This is a genomic window from Aeromicrobium sp. P2_G6 (genome assembly GCF_056403535.1).
Map to the genome: position 1 here is coordinate 717,541 of NZ_JBFUFH010000001.1, position 18,546 is coordinate 736,086.

At 68.9% G+C, this 18,546-nt stretch carries 19 protein-coding genes; 5 read left to right on the top strand and 14 right to left on the bottom strand.

The genetic code is table 11. The annotated features are described in order from the left end of the window. Positions 1-8: 8 nt before the first annotated feature. From AC1DVU_RS03510 to dnaK, 6 genes are all read right to left on the bottom strand, one after another. Positions 9-1,094, bottom strand: coding sequence for a fatty acid desaturase family protein (locus AC1DVU_RS03510; RefSeq protein ID WP_476921034.1), 1,086 nt, complete (start codon positions 1,092-1,094; stop codon positions 9-11). Between the two features lie 137 nt (positions 1,095-1,231). Next, complete coding sequence (locus AC1DVU_RS03515; RefSeq protein WP_476921035.1) at positions 1,232-4,612, bottom strand: pyruvate carboxylase; 3,381 nt, start codon at positions 4,610-4,612, stop codon at positions 1,232-1,234. A 120-nt stretch (positions 4,613-4,732) separates the two neighbouring features. Then, entirely contained in the window at positions 4,733-5,116 is a 384-nt protein-coding gene (locus AC1DVU_RS03520; RefSeq protein WP_476921036.1) for a heat shock protein transcriptional repressor HspR, read from the bottom strand. Continuing rightward, on the bottom strand, positions 5,116-6,240 hold the full coding sequence (dnaJ, locus tag AC1DVU_RS03525) for a molecular chaperone DnaJ (protein ID WP_476921037.1): 1,125 nt from the start codon (positions 6,238-6,240) through the stop codon (positions 5,116-5,118). The genes AC1DVU_RS03520 and dnaJ overlap by 1 nt, the downstream gene beginning before the upstream one ends. A 33-nt stretch (positions 6,241-6,273) precedes the next feature. Continuing rightward, positions 6,274-6,885: a nucleotide exchange factor GrpE gene (locus tag AC1DVU_RS03530; protein ID WP_476921038.1), complete on the bottom strand. Its 612-nt coding sequence runs from the start codon at positions 6,883-6,885 to the stop codon at positions 6,274-6,276. Beyond that, the gene (dnaK, locus tag AC1DVU_RS03535; protein ID WP_476921039.1) at positions 6,882-8,744 is read right to left on the bottom strand and encodes a molecular chaperone DnaK; all 1,863 of its coding nucleotides are present in this window, start codon (positions 8,742-8,744) and stop codon (positions 6,882-6,884) included. The genes AC1DVU_RS03530 and dnaK overlap by 4 nt, the downstream gene beginning before the upstream one ends. Before the next feature lie 134 nt (positions 8,745-8,878). Here dnaK and AC1DVU_RS03540 point away from each other — a divergent pair, with 134 nt between their 5' ends. Both AC1DVU_RS03540 and AC1DVU_RS03545 read left to right on the top strand, forming a co-directional pair. After that, positions 8,879-9,460 carry a hypothetical protein gene (locus AC1DVU_RS03540; protein WP_476921040.1) on the top strand — a complete coding sequence of 194 codons (582 nt, stop codon included), beginning with the start codon at positions 8,879-8,881 and terminating at the stop codon, positions 9,458-9,460. A 44-nt stretch (positions 9,461-9,504) separates the two neighbouring features. Continuing rightward, entirely contained in the window at positions 9,505-9,990 is a 486-nt protein-coding gene (locus AC1DVU_RS03545; RefSeq protein WP_476921041.1) for a hypothetical protein, read from the top strand. A 6-nt stretch (positions 9,991-9,996) separates the two neighbouring features. Here AC1DVU_RS03545 and AC1DVU_RS03550 read toward each other — a convergent pair whose 3' ends face one another. The 3 genes from AC1DVU_RS03550 to AC1DVU_RS03560 are packed head-to-tail and all read right to left on the bottom strand — an operon-like array spanning position 9,997 to position 12,056. Next, positions 9,997-11,244, bottom strand: coding sequence for an RNA polymerase sigma factor (locus AC1DVU_RS03550; protein WP_476921042.1), 1,248 nt, complete (start codon positions 11,242-11,244; stop codon positions 9,997-9,999). A gap of 60 nt (positions 11,245-11,304) precedes the next feature. Continuing rightward, entirely contained in the window at positions 11,305-11,670 is a 366-nt protein-coding gene (locus tag AC1DVU_RS03555) for a YciI family protein (RefSeq protein WP_476921043.1), read from the bottom strand. A gap of 5 nt (positions 11,671-11,675) precedes the next feature. Next, on the bottom strand, positions 11,676-12,056 hold the full coding sequence (locus AC1DVU_RS03560) for a YciI family protein (RefSeq protein WP_476921044.1): 381 nt from the start codon (positions 12,054-12,056) through the stop codon (positions 11,676-11,678). A 139-nt stretch (positions 12,057-12,195) separates the two neighbouring features. Between AC1DVU_RS03560 and AC1DVU_RS03565 the strand changes: the two genes are divergently transcribed. Beyond that, the gene (locus tag AC1DVU_RS03565) at positions 12,196-12,873 is read left to right on the top strand and encodes a TetR/AcrR family transcriptional regulator (protein ID WP_476921045.1); all 678 of its coding nucleotides are present in this window, start codon (positions 12,196-12,198) and stop codon (positions 12,871-12,873) included. 6 nt (positions 12,874-12,879) lie between these two features. Here AC1DVU_RS03565 and AC1DVU_RS03570 read toward each other — a convergent pair whose 3' ends face one another. Together AC1DVU_RS03570 and trhO are read right to left on the bottom strand one after the other, a co-directional pair. After that, complete coding sequence (locus AC1DVU_RS03570; protein WP_476921046.1) at positions 12,880-13,248, bottom strand: YidH family protein; 369 nt, start codon at positions 13,246-13,248, stop codon at positions 12,880-12,882. Continuing rightward, complete coding sequence (gene trhO, locus AC1DVU_RS03575) at positions 13,245-14,129, bottom strand: oxygen-dependent tRNA uridine(34) hydroxylase TrhO (RefSeq protein ID WP_476921047.1); 885 nt, start codon at positions 14,127-14,129, stop codon at positions 13,245-13,247. Before trhO ends, AC1DVU_RS03570 begins: the two co-directional genes overlap by 4 nt. An 81-nt stretch (positions 14,130-14,210) precedes the next feature. On the opposite strand from trhO, the gene AC1DVU_RS03580 reads away from it, so the two are divergent. Continuing rightward, a complete protein-coding gene (locus tag AC1DVU_RS03580) occupies positions 14,211-14,558 on the top strand; it encodes a cupin domain-containing protein (protein ID WP_476921048.1) in 348 nt (115 codons plus the stop codon). Next, positions 14,555-15,967 carry an amidase gene (locus tag AC1DVU_RS03585; protein ID WP_476921049.1) on the top strand — a complete coding sequence of 471 codons (1,413 nt, stop codon included), beginning with the start codon at positions 14,555-14,557 and terminating at the stop codon, positions 15,965-15,967. The genes AC1DVU_RS03580 and AC1DVU_RS03585 overlap by 4 nt, the downstream gene beginning before the upstream one ends. Before the next feature lie 18 nt (positions 15,968-15,985). On the opposite strand, the gene map is transcribed toward AC1DVU_RS03585, so the two are convergent. The 3 genes from map to AC1DVU_RS03600 form a co-directional block, all read right to left on the bottom strand. Continuing rightward, positions 15,986-16,753: a type I methionyl aminopeptidase gene (gene map / locus AC1DVU_RS03590; protein WP_476921050.1), complete on the bottom strand. Its 768-nt coding sequence runs from the start codon at positions 16,751-16,753 to the stop codon at positions 15,986-15,988. Then, on the bottom strand, positions 16,750-17,121 hold the full coding sequence (locus tag AC1DVU_RS03595) for a hypothetical protein (protein WP_476921051.1): 372 nt from the start codon (positions 17,119-17,121) through the stop codon (positions 16,750-16,752). The genes map and AC1DVU_RS03595 overlap by 4 nt, the downstream gene beginning before the upstream one ends. A 72-nt stretch (positions 17,122-17,193) precedes the next feature. Beyond that, positions 17,194-18,438, bottom strand: a complete 1,245-nt coding sequence (locus tag AC1DVU_RS03600) for a DUF222 domain-containing protein (RefSeq protein WP_476921052.1) — start codon at positions 18,436-18,438, stop codon at positions 17,194-17,196. Positions 18,439-18,546: the final 108 nt, after the last annotated feature.

The following is an 18,546-nucleotide window of genomic DNA, read 5'->3' on the forward strand; positions in this document are numbered from 1 at the left end:
GCGATCAGCTAGAGGCTGGGTGCCCTGAGCTGTGCCGAGAGTGGGCAGTCGAAGGGGTCACGGGCGCGGAGGCCGACGTTGTTGAGGTAGTCGACCACGATCGCGTACGAGTGGAAGAGCCCGACCTCCATGTAGTCGATACCCTCGCGCTCGCAGTGCGCGCGGACGAGCGGCTGCGCCTTCTTGAGGTTGCAGCGCGGCATGTTGGGGAACAGGTGGTGCTCGATCTGGTAGTTGAGCCCGCCCATCGCCCAGTCGACGACGGGGTTTCCGCGCACGTTGCGCGACACCATGACCTGGCGGCGCAGGAAGTCGAGCTTCATCTCCGGCGGGATGATCGGCATGCCCTTGTGGGCCGGCGCGAACGACGCTCCGAGGCAGAAGCCGAACACCGCCATCTGGATCGCGAAGAACGACAGCGCCTTGCCCAGCGGGAGGAACGTCAGGAGCACCGCGACGTATGCCGTGAGGCGCGAGACCACGAGGAACAGCTCGAGGCGGCGCCACGGCTGGTTGGACTCCTTGTCGCGGGCAGCCCGGATCGACTCGGCGTGCAGGTTGAGACCCTCGAGCGTCAGCAATGGGAAGAACAGCCAGCCCTGGCGCTTGACGAACCAGCCGGCGAATCCCTCGGTGCGTTGGGCCACGATGCCGGGGGTGAACGCGATCGCGCCGGCGCCGATGTCGGGGTCATAGCCCTCGAGGTTGGGGCCCTTGTGGTGCATGTTGTGCTTGGCTCGCCACCACGCGAAGCTCAGCCCGGCGAACGCGCCGGCGAGGATGCGTGCGGTCCAGGAGTTCCATGCCGCGGAGTTGAACATCTGGCGATGCGCCGCGTCATGACCGAGGAAGCCGAACTGCGTCACGATCACGCCGAGGGCCGCGGCGAGGATGAGCTGGAACCAGGAGTTGCCGAGCCAGAAGAATCCGGCCCAGATCGCGAAGAACGCGCCGACGTGCGCGCCGATCTGCAACCAGTAGTAGATGTGGGCCCGCTCCAGCAGGCCGGACGCCTTGACGTCCTGCATCAGCTCGGTGAAGTGACTCACGTAGCGCTCGTTGGGAGCGGAGTCGATCTGTGCTTCCTGAGTCATCTGCGGCACCCTCCGCCGGATTGCACGCATCATCGGGGCCTTCCGCCGCGGACTGTCTACGCCTCTTCATCATGGCACGCTCGCGGCACACCTTGACCTGAGAAGTTTTCGTGAGTCCTTCGTCGCAGGTCAGCGAGCTAGCTCAAAACGAGCAGGAGGTCTCCGCCCTCGGCCTGGCGGGTGTCGGGGATGACGAGGCGCTCGACGGTGCCCGCGTTGGGGCTCGTGATCGATGCCTCCATCTTCATGGCCTCGATCGTCGCAACGGTCTGGCCGGCCTCGACGGTGTCACCCTCGGCGACGGTCGCGTGCACGACGCCGGCGAACGGGACGGCGACGTGCCGCGGGTTGCCGGTGTCGGCCTTCTCGGCCGCAGCCACCTTGGAGTCGACGGAACGATCGCGGATCTCGGTCGGCCGCAGCTGGCCGTTGATCGTGCCGAGCACGTTGCGCATGCCCCGCTCGTCGGCGTCGCCGATGGCCTCGATGCCGAACAGCAGTAGGTTGCCCTCGGAGACCTCGACCTCGGTCTCGTTGTCGTTGCGCAGTCCGTAGAGGAATGCACCGGTGGGCACGGACGTGAGGTCGCCGAACTCGGCCTGCGCCTTGTCGAAGTCCTGCGTCGGCCCGGGGAACAGCAGCCGGTTGAGGGTGTGACGCCGGTCGTCGACGAGTCCAGCGCGTTCCTCGGCGGTCAGCTCGGTGACCTTGGGCTTGGCGTTGCGACCCTCGAGGGCCTTGGTGCGGAACGGCTCGGGCCAGCCTCCGGGCGGGTCGCCGAGCTCGCCGGACAGGAAGCCGATGACCGACTCCGGGATGTCGAACGACGCCGGGTCGTCGGCGAACGCCTGGGGGTCGGCGCCGACCGCGACGAGGTGCAGCGCGAGGTCGCCGACGACCTTGGACGACGGCGTCACCTTGACGACGTTGCCGAGGATGTCGTTCGCCGCGGCGTACATGTCCTCGATCTGCTCGAACTTCTCGCCGAGGCCAAGAGCGATGGCCTGCTGGCGCAGGTTGGACAGCTGTCCGCCGGGGATCTCGTGACGGTAGACCCGGCCGGTCGGCGCCGGCAGGCCGGACTCGAACGGCGCATAGAGGCGGCGAGTGGCCTCCCAGTAGGGCTCGAGCGCGTTGACCGCGTCGATGTCGAGGCCGGTCGTACGTTCGGAGTGGTTCGTCGCCGCGACCAGTGCCGACATCGGCGGCTGGCTCGTGGTGCCGGCCAGCGCAGCGGAGGCGGCGTCGACGGCGTCCACGCCGGCCTCGATCGCCGCGACCAAGGTGGCGAGCTGGCCGCCGGGGGTGTCGTGCGTGTGCAGGTGCACCGGCAGGTCGAAGCGCTCACGCAACGCGCGTACGAGCGTACGAGCCGCGGGCGCCCGCAGGAGCCCGGCCATGTCCTTGATCGCCAGCACGTGCGCACCGGCGTCGACGATGCGGTCGGCGAGCTCGAGGTAGTAGTCGAGCGTGTAGAGCTTCTCGTCCGGGTTGGACAGGTCGGCGGTGTAGCAGAGTGCGACCTCGGCGACCGCGGTGCCGGTCGCGCGCACGGCCTCGATCGCCGGGCGCATCTGGTCGACGTCGTTGAGCGCGTCGAAGATGCGGAAGATGTCGATGCCGGTCGCGGCCGCCTCGTGGACGAACGCGTCGGTGACCTCGGTCGGGTAGGGCGTGTAGCCCACGGTGTTGCGGCCGCGCAGCAGCATCTGCAGGCAGATGTTGGGCGCCGCCTCCCGCATCGCGGCGAGTCGCTCCCACGGGTCCTCCTTGAGGAATCGCAGCGCCACGTCGTACGTCGCACCGCCCCACGCCTCGATGCTCAACAGCTGCGGAGTCGTCCGTGCGACATACGGGGCGACGGTCACGAGGTCGCGCGTACGTACGCGGGTCGCGAGCAGCGACTGGTGGGCGTCGCGGAACGTCGTGTCGGTGACCCCGACGGTGTCGCGCTGGCGCAGGGCTGCGGCGAATCCCTCGGGCCCGAGCTCGAGCAGGAGCTGGCGCGATCCGGCCGGCGGAGCGACGGAGAGGTCGACCTTGGGCAGCTTGGTACGGGGGTCGACGACGGTCGGTGCGGCGCCGTTCGGCTTGTTGACGGTGACATCCGCGAGCCAGGACAAGATCTTGCCGGCCGGGTCGGACGCGCCGTGCGCCTCGAGCAGCTCGGGGTGGCCCTCGATGAACGTCGTGGTGACGTGGCCCGCGCGGAAGTCGGGGTTGGCCAGCAGGCCCTTGAGGAACGGGATGTTGGTCGAGACGCCGCCGACATGGAACTCGCCGAGTGCGCGCTCGGCGCGGGTCACGGCTGCCTCGAAGTCGCGACCGCGGCAGGTCAGCTTGGACAGCATCGAGTCGAAGTGGGCGCTGACGACGGCGCCGGTGAAGGTCGTGCCACCGTCGAGGCGTACGCCCGGGCCACCCGGGGAGCGGTAGGACGTGATCGTGCCGGTGTCGGGACGGAAGCCGTTGGCCGGGTCCTCGGTCGTGATGCGGCACTGCAGGGCGAAGCCCCTAGCCTTGATCGCAGTCTGGTCGGCGAGGTCGAGCTCGGCCAGCGTCGCGCCGGCGGCGATCTGCATCTGCGCCTGCACGAGGTCGACGTTGGTGACCTCCTCGGTCACGGTGTGCTCGACCTGGATGCGCGGGTTCATCTCGATGAAGACGTAGCGGCCGTCGGCGCCGAGCAGGAACTCGACGGTGCCGGCGCACGAGTAGTTGATCGACTCAGCGAACTTCACCGCGTCGGCGCACATCGCCTTGCGGGTCGCCCGGTCGAGGTTGGGCGCCGGAGCGATCTCGACGACCTTCTGGTGCCGGCGCTGCACCGAGCAGTCACGCTCGCGCAGGTGGACGACGTTGCCGCGCTGGTCGGCGAGGATCTGGACCTCGATGTGCCGCGCGTCGACCACGGCCTCCTCGATGAAGCAGGTCGGGTCGCCGAACGCGCCGTCGGCCTCGCGCATCGCCGCCTCGATCGACTCGCGGAGCTTGGCCGGGTCGTCGACCCGGCGCATGCCGCGGCCGCCACCACCGGCGACGGCCTTGACGAACAGGGGATAGGTCAGCACGTCCGAAGCCGACATCAGCTCGTCGACATCGGCAGACGGCTCGACCGAGTTGAGCGTCGGCACTCCGGCGGCCTTGGCGGCGGCGATCGCCGATGCCTTGTTGCCGGTCAGCTCCAGGACCTGGCGGGGCGGACCGATGAACGTGATGCCAGCCCGCTCACAGGCCTCGGCGAGGTCGGGGTTCTCCGACAGGAATCCGTAGCCCGGGTAGATCGCGTCGGCGCCACTCTGCACCGCGACCTCGACGATCGCTTGGGGATCGAGGTACGCGCGTACGGGGTGACCCCGCTCGCCGATCTCGTACGCCTCGTCGGCGCGCACCCGATGCTCGGAGCCACGGTCCTCGTGGGGGAACACGGCAACGGTCTGGGCACCCAGCTCATGGGCAGCACGGATCGCCCTGATGGCGATCTCACCACGGTTGGCGACGAGAATCTTCTGGAACAACGGGATCGTCCTTGCTCGGCGGAAGCGTCGGGGTCAACCTATCGTCCGCGTGCTAGGAACACATTGCGAGGGTTCCCTCATGTTTTCGGGACGGGTTGTCCCGGTGTCGCTCGTAGTGGGCTAGCGGCGCTTCTTGTGCCAGATCACGACGTGCTGGTCGGCGATCAGGGCCGGGAGGTTCTGCGGGAGCTTGGTCTGTGCGAGCTCGGCCTGCAGCTCGGCGACCTTCTCCTGGAGCGCCAGCACCTGGTTCTCCAGCTCGATGACGCGCTTGACGCCCTCGAGGCCGAGGCCCTCGGCGGTGAGCCGCGCGACGGTGCGCAACAGCTCGATGTCACGCAACGAGTAGCGGCGTCCCCCGCCACCCGTGCGGCCGGCCGCGACCAGCCCGAGCCGGTCGTACGTCCGCAGGGTCTGCGGGTGAAGACCCGACAGCTCGGCCGCCACGCTGATCACGAAGACCTTGGCCTCGGGCCCCGGAGGGCTGAAAGGAGTGGAGCTCATCACGTCACCGCCTCGAACAATCCATCACGCGGCGAGGATGTGCCACGCAGCTCTCGCAGGGTCTCGACTGCCGCCTTGGCCTCGGCGGGCAGCTCGGTCGGCACCTGCACCTCGACCGTGACGAGCAGGTCGCCCCGGCCGCCGGTCTTCTTCATCGCGCCCTTGCCGGTGGCCCGGAACGTACGTCCGTTGGGCGTGCCGGCCGGGATCTTGATGCGTACGGGAGGTCCGTCGAGCGTCGGCACCTGGATCTGCGCTCCGAGCGCGGCCTCGTCGAACGCGACGGGAACCGTGATCGTGAGGTGGTCGCCCTTGCGGCCGAACAGCTTGTGCGGCTCGACGTGCACCACGAGGAACAGGTCACCGGCGGGGCCGCCGGCGTCGCCCTTGCCACCCTTGCCCTTGAGCCGAATGCGCTGGCCGTCCTTGACGCCCGCGGGCACCTTGACGTTGAGCGTGCGGCTGGAGGGCGCACGGCCTGATCCGCGGCAGACGTCGCACGGATGCTCGACGATGAGCCCGCGGCCGCGGCACTGGTCGCACGGCTCGGTCATCGCGAACAGTCCGCCCGCAGCACCGGTCTGCATGCCGCTGCCCTGGCACTTGCTGCACACCTTCGGCACGGTGCCTGGCCGCGCGCCCGTGCCGTGACAGTTGGCGCAGGCCTCGTCGCTCGTCATGCGCAGCGGCAGGGTCGCCCCCTCGACGGCCTGCTCGAAGGTGATCGTCGCCTCGGTCTCGAGGTCGTCACCCTTGCGGGGCTGCGGCTGGCGCGGACGACCTCGCCCACGCCCGCCGAACAGCCCGCCGAACAGGTCACTGACGTCGAAGTCGGCCTGGCCCGGACCGCCCGGTGGGCGGAATCCGGTATTGCCGCCGCGGAACTGCCCGAACAGCGTGCGCTGCTCGTCGTACTCCTTGCGCTTGTCCTTCGACGACAGGACGGCGTAGGCCTCAGAGACCTCCTTGAAGCGCTCCTCGGCCGCCTTGTTGCCGGGGTTGGAGTCGGGATGGTTGTCGCGCGCGAGCTTGCGATAGGCCTTCTTGATCTCGTCCTGCGACGCATCCTTCTTGACGCCGAGGACCTTGTAGAAGTCCTTGGTCGCCCAGTCACTGGCTGCCATCCCGTCCTCCTTTCCGGTTACTCGTCACTTGTCTTACTCTTCAGGCGCTTCGTCCGCGAGGACGTCGTCCTGTTCTGCCTCTGCCGAAACCGATTCTTCCGGTGCCACGGCCGCCGCGGGGTCGACCACGCCGACAGTGGCGGGACGAAGCACGCGGTCACCGATCTTGTAGCCCGTGCGCAGGACGCTGTCGACCGTCGTGGTCTCCACCTCGGCCGACTCGCCGGCGTGGAACACCGCCTCGTGGTGTGCCGGGTCGAACGGCTCGCCCTTGGCGCCGAACGCCTCGAGCTTGTGCTTGGCCACGGCCTGCTGCAACGAGTCGGCGACAGCCTTGAAGCCACCCTCGAGCTCGCCGTGATCGGCCGCCCGGGAGATGTCGTCGAGCACCGTCAGCAGCGACTGCAGCACGGCGGCCTCACCCTGAGCACGTACGAGCTCACGGTCGCGGTCGACGCGGCGCTTGTAGTTGACGTACTCCGCCTGGAGCCGCTGGAGGTCAGCAGTGCGCTCGGCCAGCTGCTCCTCCAGCGTCGGCACCTTCGGCTCTTCGGGTGTCGGCTCGGCCGGAGCCTCCGCCGGCTGAGTCTCCTCAGCCGGCGGCGTCTCCTGCTCGGGGGCCGAGCCCTCGTCGGGCTGGGTCACTTGGACTCGTCCTTCGACTCACCCTCGGCCGGCTCGTCGTCGACGATCTCGGCCTCGACGACGTCACCGTCATCGTCGGCCGCGTCGGCGGTCGGAGCGTCCGCGCCGGCGGCCTGGGCCTCGGCAGCGGCGTACATCGCCTCACCCATCTTGGAGCTCGACTCGCCGAGCTTGGTCACGGCTGCCTGCACGGCGTCCGCGTCCTCGCCCTTGAGCGCCTCGTTGAGGGCGTCGAGATCGGCCTGCACCTCGGTCTTGACGTCGTCGCCGACCTTGTCGCCGTTCTCCGCCAGGAACTTCTCCGTGGTGTGGGCCAGCGACTCGGCCTGGTTGCGGACCTCGACGGCCTCGCGGCGCTTGCGGTCCTCCTCGGCGTACTGCTCGGCGTCCTTGACCATCTTGTCGATGTCGTCCTTGGACAGCGCCGAGCCGCCGGTGATCGTCATCGACTGCTCCTTGCCGGTGCCGCGGTCCTTGGCGGACACGTTGACGATGCCGTTGGCGTCGATGTCGAACGTGACCTCGATCTGCGGCACGCCGCGCGGCGCCGGGGGCAGCCCGGTGAGCTCGAACGTGGCCAGCAGCTGGTTGCCGGCGGCCATCTCGCGCTCGCCCTGGTAGACCTGGATCGCGACGGACGGCTGGTTGTCGTCGGCCGTCGTGAAGACCTCGGACCGCTTGGTCGGGATCGTCGTGTTGCGCTCGATGAGCTTGGTCATGACGCCGCCCTTGGTCTCGATGCCAAGGCTCAGCGGGGTGACGTCGAGCAGGAGCACGTCCTTGACCTCGCCCTTGAGCACGCCGGCCTGCAGGCTCGCGCCGATCGCGACGACCTCGTCGGGGTTGACGCCCTTGTTGGGCTCCTTGCCACCGGTCATCTCCTTGACCAGTGCGGAGACGGCGGGCATACGGGTCGAGCCGCCGACCAGGACGACGTGGTCGATCGCGCTGAGCTGGATGCCGGCGTCCTTGATCACGCTGTTGAACGGCGCCTTGGTGCGCTCGAGCAGGTCAGCGGTGATCTTCTCGAACTCCGAGCGGGTCAGCGTCTCGTCGAGGAACACGGGGTTCTTCTCGGCGTCGACCGTGATGTAGGGCAGGTTGATCGAGGTCGAGGACGAGCTCGACAGCTCGATCTTGGCGCGCTCGGCGGCCTCGCGGACACGCGGCATCGCCATCTTGTCCTTGGTCAGGTCCAGGCCCGTGCTGCTCTTGAACCGCGTGACGATCCAGTCGACGATCTTCTCGTCCCAGTCGTCACCACCGAGGTGGTTGTCACCGCTGGTCGCCTTGACCTCGATGACGCCGTCGCCGATCTCGAGCAGGGACACGTCGAACGTGCCGCCACCGAGGTCGAACACCAGGATCGTCTGGTCGTCGCCCTTGTCGAGGCCGTATGCGAGCGCAGCCGCGGTGGGCTCGTTGATGATGCGGCTGACGTTGAGGCCTGCGATCTCGCCGGCCTCCTTGGTCGCCTGACGCTGGTGGTCGTTGAAGTACGCCGGCACGGTGATGACCGCGTCGGTGACGGGCTCACCGAGGTAGGCCTCGGCGTCCCGCTTGAGCTTCTGCAGCACGAACGCCGAGATCTGCTGCGAGTTGAACGTCTTGCCGTCGATCTCGGTCTTCCAGTCCGTGCCGATGTGGCGCTTGACCGAACGGATCGTACGATCGACGTTCGTCACGCCCTGGCGCTTGGCGACCTCACCGGCCAGCACTTCGCCGTCCTTGGCGAACGCGACGACCGACGGGGTCGTACGGGCGCCCTCGGCGTTGGCGATGACGGTGGGCTCGCCGCCTTCGAGTACGGCGACGACCGAGTTGGTCGTGCCGAGGTCAATTCCGACCGCTCTGGCCATGGTGTTTCCTCCTGCTGTTGGGTGCTTTGGGGTGGTTCACGTTTGGGTGTCAACTGACTTGAGTCTGATGTTATCAACTTTGACCTGAGCCGATTCATTCCGGGTCCGGGCAACAAATCCGATAGTTTTCGGACATGAAGTCTCTTGCACGGCCGTTCGCGGTCCTCGCCCTGCTCATCGCCACGCTGGCCGCTTGCGGCGGGAGCGGCTCGGACGACAAGGCCGACACCGGGCCGACGAAGAACACCGCAGCAGCGCTCGACGCGAAGCCCGCCGACGGCGACACGATCACCACCGACGACTTCAGTTACACCGTGCCGAAGGACTGGAAGGAACAGCCGGAGTCGAGCGCACTCACGCTGGCCGTCGACTCGAAGGACCCCGACGGCTTCTCCGACAACATCAACGTCGTGGCCGACAAGACGATCGTCGGGATCAAGGGTGACAAGCTCGAGGACGCCGTGGAGCAGGTCCTCGCGAACGCCAAGGCGACCGACGTCACGATCAAGGACCGGGTGCAGGTTGACGGCGAGGAAGCCATCCATGTCGGTGCGATCTTCGACCTCAACGGCACGAAGTACCGGACCGAGCAGTACGCCCTCGCGCACGGCGACTCCGGCTATGTCGTGACCGTGTCGTTCAGCCCGGACGTACCGGCGGCAGAACGCGACGCGGTCAGCGAGTCGATCCTCACCACGTGGAAATGGAAATCCTGAGACGGGTTCTGCAACCCCGCACGGCGTGGGTCTACTGTGACGGCATGAACGAGGCTGACAACCGCAGTGACGCGTGGGCGCGCGCTGCCCATGAGCTGGTGACCGAGACGGCTTCGCGCCAGATCTCCCGGGACATCGCACACCTGGCCGAGATCGAGGTCGACAGCCATGGCACCCATGCGGTCTCGCCGCCCGAGGGCTATCAGGCGCCGCCGTCCGGCGTGATCACGACACACGTGCTCGCCCGCTCCCGCGACGTCCCCGAGGCAAGCGTCGAGACCCGGGTCGCCGTGTGGGTCGCCAAGGAGGCCAACGAGCCCGCCGTTCTCCTGACACGCGTCGGCAGCGACCGGGTCCTCGAGCTCTCCGCTTCGGATCTCGAGCCGGAGCCGACCCAGCAGGCCAAGAGCCAGGTCAACGACTACGTCGCCGTCGTCATCGCCCACATGGTGTCGTCGCTCAACGCGGCGATGCAACGCACGTACGGTCACGAGTCCGAGGTCGGCGAGGCGGAATACGGCGAGAGCTGACTCCGGTCAGTCGGACACGGCGGCGGCGCGCTCGAGCAGCAGGGCCCGTTCGCGCTCGTTCTGGGTGAGCCCGGCCGCGCGCTCGAACTCAGCCCGCGCCTCCTCGGCACGGCCGAGCTTGGCCAGCAGGTCGCCGCGCACGCTGGGCAGCAGGTGATAACCCTCGAGCGCCGGTACGTCCAGCAGCTGGTCCGCGAGGGCGAGGCCGACAGCAGGGCCCTCGGACATCGCGAGGGCCACGGCGCGGTTGAGCTCGACGACCGCCGAGCCGGACAGCACGGCGAGCGACTCGTACAGCTGGGCGATGCGTGCCCAGTCTGTCTCGTCCGCCGTACGGGCGCGCACGTGGCACGCGGCGATGCCGGCCTGCAGGACGTACGGGCCGGGCGGCCGTCCCAGGGCCTCGGCCCGCTCGAGCGCGGCGAGGCCACGGCGGATCAGGAGCTGGTCCCACCGTGAACGGTCCTGCTCGAGCAGGAGGACCGGGGTGCCGTCGGCGTCGGTGCGGGCTGCTGCACGGGAGGACTGGATCTCCATCAGCGCGACCAACCCGTGCACCTCGGGCTCGGCAGGCGCCAAGGTCGCCAGGATCCGGCCGAGCCGTACGGCCTCGTCGCACAGCGCCGGACGGAGCCAGTCATCACCGGCCGTCGCCGAATAGCCCTCGTTGAACAACAGGTAGAGCACGCCGAGAACCGCCGAGAGTCGGGAGGCGCGCTCGTCCTCCGCGGGCTCCTCCATCGGTGCGCCGACCTCGGCGAGCGTCTTCTTGGCTCGCGTGATGCGTGCGCCGATCGTCGCCTCCGAGGTGAGGAACGAGCGGGCGATCTCCTTGGTCGTGAGGCCCGCAAGCAGCCGGAGGGTCAGCGTGACCTGGGCGTCGGACGAGAGCGCCGGGTGGCAGCAGATGAACATCAGGCGCAGGACGTCGTCCTCGACGTGGTCTATCGACGACTCGATGCCGGCCACGACAACCTCCTGGTGCTGCCCGATCTCGCCGTACGCACGGTCCTGCCGTTCGCGGCGACGGAACGTGTCGATCGCGCGGCGCTTGGCCACCGACATCAGCCAGGCGCCCGGCTTGTCCGGGATGCCGGACTCGGGCCACTGCGCGAGCGCCGCCTCGAGGGCGTCCTGCGCGAGGTCCTCGGCTAGCCCGACGTCGCGGGTGATCCGGACGAGTGCGGCGACGAGCTTCGTCGACTCGACGCGCCACACCGCCTCGACCGAGCGGTGGAGGTCTTGATCGGCCATGACACCGATCCAACCACCACCGCCCGGAGGCAGGAACTACTCCTGCGGAGGCGTACCCCGTCAGCCGTCGGTGAGGCTGCCGGCCACCTGACGCAGCTCGGTGACGACCTCGAGGTCCGGCCAGTGCTCGGCGTGCAGCTCGACGAAGCCGCGCGTCCAGGCCGCCGCATCCTCGGGTGTCGGTGCGTCGATCAGCATGAATCCGCCGACGACCTCCTTGGTCTCCGCGAACGGCCCGTCGGTCATCATGACCTCGCCGCCCCGTGATGCGACGCGAATCGCGGCGGAGGTCGGCGTCAGACCGGCATCGGTGACGACCTTGGCGTGACGTTCGTCCGCCACGTGGGCGAACATGGCGTCGATCAGCTCGGCGGGAGGCTCCTCGGCGCGGTTCTCATCGACATGGATCAGTACGACATAGCGCATCTCGATCACATCCCCGGCTGGGCGTCGTCAGGACCGAAGACCTGGCGGACCACGCTGGTGCCCTCGAAGCCGGGCCACGTGTCCAGGTGGATCTGCATGAAGCGGCGCGACCACTCGACCGCCTCGTCGACGGAGCGAACCTCGTACATCCCGTAGCCGCCGATGACCTCCTTGGCCTCGGCGAAGGGACCGTCGGTGACCGTCAGCTTGCCGCCGGAGATGCGGATGTGCGGGCTGGTCTCGATCGCGGCGAGGCCACCCTGGTCGACGACGACGCCCGCGGCGACGGCTTCGGCACCGAACGCACCGATGGCCTCGAACAGCTCAGGTGGCGGCGGGCCCCACGGCTGTGCGGGGTCGGACTCGATGTAGCTCAGGAATCGCATGATGTCTCCTTGTGTCGGCGGCGGCCCGTCCGGACCAGCCTTTCACTCGTACGTCGTCCGGCGGGGCCGGAAATCGACACGGACCCGGAAAGAATCTCGAGAATTTTTCCGCGACACGGAGCCGACTAGATTGGCCATCGTGACCGACACCGCTCCACGCTCGTCCAAGAAGGCCGAGCAGACCCGGCAGTCGATCATCGACGCGGCGATGCGGCTGTTCCGGTCAGGCGGCTACGACCAGGCGACAATGCGGGCGATCGCGGACGAGGCCGGCGTCTCGGTCGGCAATGCGTACTACTACTTCTCGTCCAAGGAACACCTGATCCAGGCGTACTACGACCAGATCCAGGCCGCGCACGCCGAAGCCGCCGAGGCGCCGCTCAGCAGCGAGGACGGCTTCACGGATCGGCTGCGCGGGGTGCTCCTCGCCTGGGTCGACGTGGCCGAGCCGTACCACGAGTTCGCCGGCAAGTTCTTCAAGAATGCCGCGGAGCCGAGCAGTCCGCTGTCACCCTTCAGCGAGGACTCGACAGCGGCGCGCGAGGCCGCGATCGAGCTGCACCGTCGGGTCATCGACGGCTCCGACCTCAAGCTCGCGAAAGGTCTGCGTGAGGAGCTGCCCGAGCTGCTCTGGCTCCTGCAGATGGGCATCGTGCTGTTCTGGGTGCACGACACGAGTGATGGTCAGCAGCGCACCCGCGACCTGGTCGATCAGGCGGTGCCGATCATCGATCGGATGCTGCGGCTGACCCGACTCCCGGGCGTACGCGGTGTGGTCGACGACATCGTTGGCCTGATCCACATGATCAGGCCCTAGGACGCCTCAGCGCAGGGCGTCGACGACGACGCCGATGGCCACCCCGACGATCAGCACGCCGAGCACTGCCGCCAGCAGCACCGGGCCTCCAAAGCCGGGAAGCGGCTCGCCCGTACGCATCGCGCGCTCGGTCGCGCGCCAGCGGGTCCAGGACTGCACGATCGCGACCCCGGCTGCAGCCAGGAGGCACAACGAGGCAATGGTCTTGGCCCACCCATCGAGGTCGAGGGCCGGCGTGTGCACAGCGACGGCACCGGCCACCAGCGCAAGCGAGGTGCGTACCCAGGCGAGGAACGTCCGCTCGTTGGACTGGGACAACCGCGGGTCCGGGTCCTCGCCGTCGTCGAAGACCTGCTTCGGGAATCGGGGGTTCATGTGTGACTCAGGCAAAGGTCGTTTCGCGACTGGCACCCATCGCAGCGGTTCATCTGGCGTACGCAGGAGACATCGCCGCAGTCGGCGACATGATTCGTGGGCGTCTCGCACGTGTCGCAGCTCCCGACCAGCGCGGTGTGGTCCGAGAAGTCCATCGTGATGCGGTCGTCGAAGACATACAGCGAGCCCTCCCAGAGGCCGTCGTCGCCGTATGCCTCGCCGTACGTCGCGATGCCGCCGTCGAGCTGGTAGACCTCCTGGAACCCGCGATGCTTCATGAGCGGCGTGAGCACCTCGCAGCGGATGCCGCCGGTGCAGTAGGTCACGACCGGCTGGTCCTTGAGGTGGTCGTACGCCCCGCTGTCGAGCGCGGCGATGAACTCCCGCGTCGTCTCGACGGGTGGGCGCACGGCACCGGCGAAGTGGCCGATCGCCGACTCGATCTGGTTGCGCCCGTCGAAGAACACGACGTCCTTGGACTCGACGAGGGCGTGCAGCTCGGCCGGTGTCAGGTGCGTGCCGCCGTCCACGACGCCGCCCTCATCGACCTCGAGCTCGTCGGGGGCGCCGAACGTCACGAGCTCGTCGCGCACCTTGACGCTGAGCCTCGGGAAGTCGGCGGTCGTGCCGTCCTCAAGCGCCCGGCCCTCGCTCCACTTGAAGTCGATCTCCTTGAACGGGGCGTAGGCACGGGTCCCGCGGACGTACTTCTTGAGCTGCAGGACGTCGCCGCCGAGCGTCGCGTTGATGCCGTCCTTGGTGATGATGATGCGGCCCCGGACGCCGAGCGAGTCGCAGAGAGTGTGCTGCCAGAGCCGGATCGCCTCGGGGTCGGCCAGCGGCGTGAAGGCGTAGAACAGCAGGACTTTCGGTGTGGCCACGGGGCAATCCTAGGAGGCTCACGACGCAGTCGGCGCGACAGCCTGATGGCCTTGCCGCCCCATGGGGAGTTGAATGGCGTCATGGACCCCTTCAACGTGCACACCCAGGCAGCAGAGCTTCTCGAGGCAGCGCGGGAGAACAGCGCCGGCCGGGCGGCGTACATGCCGGTCGGCGGGCCCGGCACCGAGATGACGCAGACGGTCATCGCGCTGGCCGGTGGCTTCCGGCTCGACGAGCACGAGAACCCGGGCGAGGCGACGGTTCTCGTATTGTCGGGCGAGGTCGAGCTGGGCTCCGGCGACTCCGTGTGGGCCGGGTTCGAGGGCGACCTGCTCGACGTGCCCGACGCCCGCCACCACCTGTTGGCGAAGACCGACGCGACAGTGCTGCTCACCTCGGTCAAGCGCCGGTCCGGCCTCACGGCGTGAGCGAGCTCCACGAGCTCGATGCGACGGCGCAGGCGGCGGCGCTCCGGTCTCGCGAGGTGTCGTCGGTCGAGCTCGTCCAGCACCACCTCGCCCGCGTCGAAGCACACAGCTCGTCGCTGGGCGCCTTCGTCACCGTCACCGCTGAGGAGGCCCTCGCGCAGGCGGCCGAGGCGGACCAGCGGATCGCCTCCGGCGGGGCTCCCCCGTTCACCGGGGTGCCGACGGCGTTCAAGGACCTGACCTTCACGCGTGGCATCCCGACCTCGATGGGCTCAGCAGGGATGCGCGACTTCGTGCCGGAGATCAACGCGTACGTCGTCGACCTCGTGGAGGCGGCCGGTTTCATCAGCCTCGGCAAGACCAACACTCCGGAGTTCGGTCTCTCCTCCTACACCGACAACGACGTCATCGGTCCGGCCCGTACGCCGTGGGACCCGAGCCGCAACGCCGGCGGGTCCAGCGGCGGGGCTGCGGCTGCCGTGTCCGCGGGGCTGGTGCCGGTGGCGCAGGGCAGCGACGGTGGCGGCTCGATCCGCATACCGGCGAGCGCGTGCGGGATCTTCGGCTTCAAGCCGAGCCGTGGCCGGGTCAGCGCGGGACCCGTCGGGTCGGACTGGAGCGGGCTCGCGGGCGACGGGCCGCTGACGCGTACGGTGCGGGACGCGGCCGCGCTGCTCGACGCCATGGCGCACCCCGAGCCCGGCGACGTACGCCCGCTGCCCGAGCCGCCGGTGCCGTACGCCGAGTGGGCGCGACGGGCTCCGAGACGCATGCGCATCGCCCGCTGGTCCCGGACGCACCTCGACGGCATCGCGCCGGGACCTGACACGGTCGACGCGTGGGAGTCGGCGAGTCAGTTGCTGGAGTCGCTGGGCCACGAGATCGTCGACATCGACAACCCGTTCCCGCAGGAGCTCGAGCCGCAGTTCAATGTCATCTGGTCCAGTGGCATCGCGTCAGCAGCGATCCCGCCGGAGGCCGAGGCGGTGCTGCGGCCCAACACCCGCTACTGGCGCGACCGCGGGCGGGCGTCCACGGCGATCGAGCTGACCCAGGCGCTGCAGTTCCTCGAGCTCACGACGCGACAGGTCATCACGGACCTTCAGGCGTACGACGCCTTCCTGACGCCGACACTGGCCTTGCCCCCGCAACCGGTCGACTGGTTCAACGAGTCGGGCGATCCGCTGGAGGATCACCGTCGGGAGCTTTTGTTCACGCCATACACCGCGCTGTACAACATGAGCGGGCAACCGGCCGCGAGCCTGCCCCTGCACTGGACTGACGATGGCCTGCCGGTCGGCGTCATGATCGCCGGACACCCGGGCCAGGACGGCTCGCTGTTCAGCCTGTGCGCGCAGGTCGAGGCTGCCGCGCCGTGGCACGACCGGCGGCCGCCCGGCTTCGGCTGACTTGCTTCAGGCTCGCGTTCAGCTGCGCGCGGTCATGACGATCGGGTCGCCCTCGGTGATCGCGATGGTGTGCTCGACGTGAGCGCCGCGTGAGCCGTCGGCGCTGCGGATCGTCCAGCCGTCGTCGTCCATCACGATCTCGTCGGTCGTGTGCAGGAACCACGGCTCGATCGCGATCACGAGTCCCGGCTTGAGGGGGAAGCCGCGGCCCGCCCGTCCGTCGTTGGGTACGTGCGGATCGCCGTGCATCGTCCGGCCGACGCCGTGGCCGCCGAACTGGGTGTTGACCTTGAGCCCGTGCGAACGGCCGACCTCACCGATGGCGGCGGAGATGTCGCCCACCTTGTTGCCCGCGCGGGCGACCTTGATGGCGGCGTCGAGCGCCTCCTGCGCGTGGCCGATCAGGCGCACGTCCTCCTCCCGTGGCGTGCCGACGATGACGCTGAGCGCCGAGTCGCAGACCCAGTTGTCGACCGAGGCGGCGAAGTCGAAGCTCACGAGGTCGCCGTCGCGGAGCTTGTACTTGTGCGGGAGTCCGTGCAGCACCGCATCGTTGACGGAGGTGCAGAGCACCTTGCCGAACGGCATCGCCCCGAACGACGGGTGGTAGTCGATGTAGCAGGACTCGGCGCCACGTTCGCGGATCATCTTGTGGGCGAGGGCGTCGAGCTCGAGCAGGTCGACGCCGACGTCGGCGGCTTCTTCGAGCGCGGACAGCACGGATGCGACGAACCGCCCGGCCGGGCGCATCTCGTCGATCTGGGTGGGGGTCAGGAGCTCGATCATCGGCGGCCTTCCGTGCTGATCGGGGTGGGTCGAGAGCCGGCGAGTCCGAGCGCGAGGCCCGCGACTCCGGCGGCGGCGGTGAGGGAGTTGCCGAAGATCTGTCCGTCGGTGGCGCTGAATGCTGATGAGGCGGCGAGCGCACCACCGAGCAGCACGGCAGCCACGGCGGCGTGGTCGCGCGGTGTGTGTTGCTTGCGGACGCTCCACAACTGGTAGATGACGCCCGCGCAGACGACGGCGCCGACGATCACGGCGGCACGGCCGGTGGCGGCGGCTCCCTTGCTGAGGTCGGAGCCTGCGAGCAGGTCAACGACGTACGCGATCAGCACCAACGCTGCCGCGATCGCGGCGACCCCGAACGCCTTCATGCTCCCTGCCTCACCTGTCGTCTCATCGGCGCCAAGCGTACGCCGGGGGTGGAGCGGGGCGGTTGCTGCGGCCTATTGGCGGAGGTGGCCGGGTTGGTCTGTGGGCAGTAGTGGTGGTGGGTGGGAGATGTAGGTGTGGCCGGTGGGGGTGCGCCAGACGGTGGCTTGGCCCTTGGCGGTGATCTTCCAGCCGGGCAGGTGCTTCAACGTGTGGGAGCGGATGCACAGGCCCTGACCGTTGTCAGCGGTCGAGATGCCGCCGTCGATGTGGGCGTGGATGTGGTCGTGGTGGCGGATCTTCAAATCACACCCCGGCTGGCGGCAGCGCCGGTCGCGGGTGCGGATGTGGCCGGCGGTCGAGGGGTCGAAGTGGCGGCGGCGGGGTTCACGCACGACCAGGGTGCCGTCGATCGGGTCGACCAGCAGTCGGCGGATGGTGGCGTGGTGGGCCTGGGCGAGGATGTCGTCGGCCACCGAAGGGCTGATGGGTCCGTAGCCGGGAAGGTCGACCGGTTCGCCGCCATCGGCACCGAGCAGGGTGGGGGCGTCCAGGACCAGCTGGACCTCGACGGCGACGTCGTCGGCATAGCGTTGGCCGGTGACGCGTTCGACCAGGGTCTGGGTCATCATCTGCCCGATCGTGCGGTCATCACCGGCAGCCCGTAGGGCGCGGGCGTGGTCGTCCAGCGCCGTGTGGGCGGCGAGGATCTGCTCGGCCGGTCCGCGGACCTGCAGGATCGCGACGCCGTCTGTCTCGGGGAACATCGACACCCGTTGGTCGGCCCGGTTCCGCTGTGCGCGTTGGCGGGCGGCGTCGGCGTCGATCCGGATGACCGCCCGGGCGGTCAGCTGCCCGGCGCGGATCGGGGTCAGCCCGGGCAGCTGGTCGGCGATCTCCCCGTCCAGGACCACGAAGTCATCGACCGCCAACGACACGGACTCCTTGACCACGGCGCGGACGACGGGTTCGCTGATCTGCCCGGCGGCGAACAGCTCCTTGACCCGGGGCAACCGGTCCAGTCCCAGCGCCAGTCCGACCTGGGTGCCGGCGGCGGTGGGGCCGATGTTGCGGGCCATCCCGACCTCACCGATCACCGACAACGTCGGGTCGCCGCGGCTGATGCCCATGAACTCGGACCGCTCCTCGACCAGCGCCGCGATCTGCGCCAGCTGCTCGGCCTGCGCGGCCCGGATCGCCCGGTCCAACGCGGTGATCGCGTCGATCCGGCTGGCCCCGAACTCATGGACCGGTTCGTTCCCGAAGTCATACGAACGGACCTCCCGCAAGAGGTCCTCGGTGGCGACTTCGGTGAACATACTTCCAACCTAGACGCCACCACTGACACGCCTTTTCGGCTGCAATCCCGGCTGTGGACAACTCCTTTCGACAAGCTCAAGGAGCGGAAGCCGACAAGCTCAAGGAGC